Genomic DNA, 4,441 nt, shown 5'->3' with positions numbered 1-4,441 from the left:
GCGCCGCATCGTCGGCCCCGCGGTCGCGGTCGTCATCGGTCAGCCGGCCGACGACGTGCCCGGCCTCCTCGCGTCCACCAGGGCTGCACTGGAACTCGCCGCCCGGGCCCCGGAGGACGCCGCCGACACCGTGCGCCGCGTAGCCGACCGTCCGCTGGCGCAGCTGGTGGCGGCGCTCGGCGATGACCGCCGACTGCAAGAGCACGGCGAACGCATGCTCGCGCCGCTGATCCGCCACGACCGGGAGCGCCGCGGGGATCTGCTCGACGTGCTCGCCGCGCTCGTCGCCCACCCGGGGAACCGGTCGGCGGCCGCGACGGCGAGCCACCTGTCCCGCTCCGTGTTCTACCAGCGGCTCGCGGTCATCGCGGATCTGCTCGCCGTCGACCTCGACGACGGCGAGGTGCTGGCGGCGCTGCACATCGCGCTGCTGGCGCGGCCCCGCGGAGCCCGAGAACGTTCCTGACGCCGCACGGCCTGGCTCAGAGCACCGCCTGCGCCCGCGTGAGCACGTCCCGCAGGATCTGCGTGATCTCGCGGAACTCCGCGGGTCCGACGGTCAGCGGCGGGGCGAGCTGGATGACCGGGTCGCCGCGGTCGTCCGCCCGGCAGTACAGCCCGGCCTCGAACAGCGCGGGCGAGAGGAAGCCGCGCAGCAGCCGCTCCGACTCCTCCTCGTCGAACGTCTCCCGCGTGGCGGTGTCCTTGACCAGCTCGATGCCGAAGAAGTACCCGTCGCCGCGCACGTCTCCCACCAGCGGGAGGTCGAGCAGTGTCTCCAGCTCCGCGCGGAACACCGGCGAGTTCTCCCGCACGTGCGCGTTGAGCCCTTCCTCGTCGAAGATCGCGAGGTTCTCCAGGGCCACCGCGGCCGACACGGGGTGGCCGCCGAACGTGTAGCCGTGCGGGAAGGAGACATCGCCCTGCGCGAACGGCTCGTACACGCGGTCGCTCACGATCGTGGCGCCGATGGGGGAGTAGCCGCTGGTCATGCCCTTGGCGCACGTGATCATGTCGGGCACATACCCCAGCCCCGTGCAGGCGAAGGTGTGCCCGAGCCGTCCGAACGCGCAGATCACCTCGTCTGACACCAGCAGGACGTCGTGCCGGTCGCAGATCTCGCGCACGCGGGCGAAGTAGCCGGGCGGCGGGGGGAAGCAGCCGCCCGAGTTCTGCACCGGCTCGAGGAACACGGCCGCGACGGTGTCCGCACCCTCGAACAGGATCATCTCCTCGATGCGGTCGGCGGCCCAGCGCCCGAACGCCTCGAGGTCGTCGGCGGGCGCGCCCATCTCGGCCGCACGATAGAAGTTGGTGTTGGGCACGCGGAACCCGCCGGGTGTGACCGGCTCGAACATCGCCTTCATGGCGGGGATCCCCGTGATCGCGAGGGCCCCCTGCGGGGTGCCGTGATAAGCGACGGCACGCGAGATCACCTTGTGCTTGGCGGGCTTCCCCTGCAGCTTCCAGTAGTGCTTCGCGAGCTTGAAGGCCGTCTCCACCGCCTCGCCGCCGCCCGTGGAGAAGAACACGCGGTTGAGGTCGCCGGGCGCCTCGTCCGCCAGCCGGTCCGCGAGCTCGATCGCCGCGGGGTGCGCGTACGACCACAGCGGGAAGAACGCCAGTTCGGACGCCTGCGCCGCCGCGGCCTCGGCGAGCCGGCGCCTGCCGTGTCCCGCGTTCACCACGAACAGTCCCGCCAGACCGTCGATGTACTCCCGGCCCTCGATGTCCCAGATGCGGTGCCCGTCGCCCCGGACGATGATCGGCACACCGGAGTCCGCCATGGTCGACTGGCGGGTGAAGTGCATCCAGAGGTGATCCTTCGCCATGGACTGCAGCGCGGACGCGGACGGCACGGAGCGCGAGGTCATCGGGTCCCCCAGTTGTAGAGCTGCTTCTGCAGCTTCGCGTAGATGAACGTCTCGGTCGACAGCACGCCGTCGATCGGACGGATCACGTCGTTCACAAGGGCCAGCAGGTGGTCGTCGTCTTCGCACACGACCTCGACGATCACGTCGAACGAGCCCACCGTGATGACGACGTAGTCGACGGCGTCGATCTCCGCGATCGCCTCCGCCACGTGCCGGGCGTCCCCGGCCACACGGATGCCGATCATCGCCTGGCGGTGGAAGCCGAGCTGCATCGGATCGGTGACCGCGACGATCTGCATCACGCCGGTCTCGGTGAGCCGCTGCACGCGCTGGCGGACCGCTGCCTCGCTGAGGCCCACCACGCGGCCGATGTCGGAGTAGGAGCGACGCCCGTCGTCCTGCAGCAGCTCGATGATGGTCTTGGAGATCGCGTCGAGGGCGGAGTTCTTCTTCGCCGGTGCCATGCTGCGATCCTGGCACTGGCGGCGGTCATGGACAACCGGATCCGTCGAATCTGAGTGACCGACCTGCACGATCCGTGCGTTCGGTCAGGCCTCCACGGGTCCGAGCCAGGCGCTGGCCGCGGTCGCGTGCGCCGACTCGGGGTCGGACGGATGGAACATCCCGGCGAGGACATCGCGGTACAGCCGGGAGAGCTCGTTCCCGGAGAAGTAGGACCCGCCGCCCGCCACCAGCATCGCCTCGTCGACCACGCTCTTGGCCATCGTCACGGCACGGTGCTTGAGGCCGGACAGGGCGGGGAACCAGCGCGGCCCGTGGTCGACGCGCTCGTCCACGTCGCGCGCGAGCGCGGCGATCTGGGGCGGCAGCGCGTCGTACGCGATCGCCATGTCGGCGATGCGCCAACGGATGTCGGGGTCCTGGCTGTACGCGGCGCCGCTCTTCTTGGAGCGACGGGTCTGCGCCGTCGCGACCGCCAGCTCCAGTGCGCGGCGGGCGATGCCGGTGTACACCGACGCGAGCAGGATCTCGAACACGGAGAAGATGCCGAAGACGATGGGGTCGGCGCTCGGGCCCTGGTCGATCCGCCGGACCACGTGCGCGGCGTCGGCGACGGCGCCGTCGAGCCGCGTCGTCCTGCTCTGCGTGCCGCGCATGCCGAGCGTGTCCCAGTCGTCCGAGGTGGTGACGGCGTCGGTCCGCTCGACGAACGCGAACACGAGCTTCGGGGCGTCCGCGCTGGTGGTGTCGAGGCCGTGCAGTCCGAGCCTGGTCCAGACGGGCGCGAGCGAGGTGAAGATCTTGGTGCCCGTGAACGCGTAGCCCCCGTCGGCGTCGGGCACCGCGGCCGTGTCGCTGCCGAACAGCACGAGGTCGTTGCCGCCCTCGCTGATGCCGAACGCGAACACCTCGCCGGCGACCGCGCCGTCCTGCACGAACTCGAGCCCGGGAACACCCCGGTCGGAGAAGACCTTCGCGACCCCGGTCCACACCAGGTGCATGTTGATCGCGAGGGCCGTGGCGGGGGCTGCGCCCGCAAGACGCTGCTGAAGGATCGCGGCCTCGGCGAGCCCGAGTCCGGCGCCGCCGCGCTCGACCGGGACCAGGATCGACAGGTAGCCGGCGTCGCGGAGCTCGTCGAGGTCCTGCTGCGGGAACGTGTTCTCGCGGTCGTGGATCGGCGCGCGTTCGCGGATGCGCGCGAGGAGGTCGTCCGGGAGGTAGCGGGTCGGGTCGAACGCGGTCATGCGAGTGCCTCCAGGAGCTGTCGGATCGCTTCTTCCGGCCGGTCGCGATGAAGGGAGTGCCCGGCGCCCGCCACGACCGACATCGTGATCCGCGGGTTGCCGGCGAGCACCTCGGCGGCGAGGTCGCCCGCGAAGATGCTGTACACGGCGGGATCGGCGCCGATGACATGGGTGGGGACGGTGAGACGGGCGGCGTGCGCGCGTACGTCCCACGGCTGGTTCTGCGCGCTGGTCTGCTCCACGGCCCAGGCGCTCGCGCGCCGCACGGCGTCGATCTTCAGCTCGTGATCCTGCGGGTGCCAGTGCGGGTGCTCCTCCCGGACGACCTCGATCCGGTTGTCGGCGAAGGCCCGTTCCTGGCTGCGCCGCACGATGCCCGCGTCGCGTCCCTCGACGTGGAGGGCGGGGTCGATCAGCACGAGGCGTCGCGTCCAGTCCGGCGAGCCGGCGGCAGCGACCGTCGCGGCCGCGCCGCCGAGCGAGTGGCCGACGACCGCGTCCCACGGTCCTCCGTCGTCGGATGCCGTCGCCGCGAGGTCGGCGGCGTACGCGTCGACGGTGTAGTCGAGGGAGCGGGGGGCGTCACCGTGCCCGCGCAGGTCGACCGCGGTCGCGGCCGCTCCGGTCGCCGCGATGGCGTCGCCCAGGCGCCACATGAGGGCGCCCGACGAGCCGAGTCCGTGCACGAGGAGAATGCGGCGCGCGGCTGCGGGATCGCCCCACGACCGTCGGGGCAGGGTGAGGGGTGCGGGCATGGCACCAGCCTACGACCGCGGCCGCGGCACAGGTCGGCCCGGCGGGGCTCAGCCGACGCGGGTCAGCGGGGGCAGGTCGGCCGCGATCCGCAGGACCCGGGCG

Annotated in this window: 5 protein-coding genes; 1 reads left to right on the top strand and 4 read right to left on the bottom strand. The window is 71.9% G+C overall.

Features of this window, described 5'->3' with window-relative positions:
- Positions 1–466 (top strand): helix-turn-helix domain-containing protein (locus tag DW299_RS03805; RefSeq protein WP_136035758.1); only part of this gene is annotated, 466 nt, incomplete at its 5' end.
- A gap of 16 nt (positions 467–482) precedes the next feature.
- On the opposite strand, the gene DW299_RS03800 is transcribed toward DW299_RS03805, so the two are convergent.
- The 4 genes from DW299_RS03800 to DW299_RS03785 all read right to left on the bottom strand — a co-directional run bounded on the left by DW299_RS03800 (position 483) and on the right by DW299_RS03785 (position 4,338).
- Positions 483–1,874 carry an aspartate aminotransferase family protein gene (locus DW299_RS03800; protein WP_136035756.1) on the bottom strand — a complete coding sequence of 464 codons (1,392 nt, stop codon included), beginning with the start codon at positions 1,872–1,874 and terminating at the stop codon, positions 483–485.
- Positions 1,871–2,338 (bottom strand): Lrp/AsnC family transcriptional regulator, encoded by a 468-nt coding sequence (locus DW299_RS03795; protein ID WP_136031144.1) that lies wholly within the window; start codon positions 2,336–2,338, stop codon positions 1,871–1,873. The genes DW299_RS03800 and DW299_RS03795 overlap by 4 nt, the downstream gene beginning before the upstream one ends.
- An 84-nt stretch (positions 2,339–2,422) precedes the next feature.
- Positions 2,423–3,583, bottom strand: a complete 1,161-nt coding sequence (locus DW299_RS03790) for an acyl-CoA dehydrogenase family protein (RefSeq protein WP_136035754.1) — start codon at positions 3,581–3,583, stop codon at positions 2,423–2,425.
- The gene (locus DW299_RS03785) at positions 3,580–4,338 is read right to left on the bottom strand and encodes an alpha/beta fold hydrolase (RefSeq protein ID WP_136035753.1); all 759 of its coding nucleotides are present in this window, start codon (positions 4,336–4,338) and stop codon (positions 3,580–3,582) included. Before DW299_RS03785 ends, DW299_RS03790 begins: the two co-directional genes overlap by 4 nt.
- Positions 4,339–4,441 lie beyond the last annotated feature (103 nt).

This window comes from Microbacterium sp. K35, from assembly GCF_004794375.1.
GTDB lineage: Bacteria > Actinomycetota > Actinomycetes > Actinomycetales > Microbacteriaceae > Microbacterium > Microbacterium sufflavum.
Note: the sequence above shows the minus strand (reverse complement) of the source record. Positions and strands in the feature narration are given on the sequence as shown.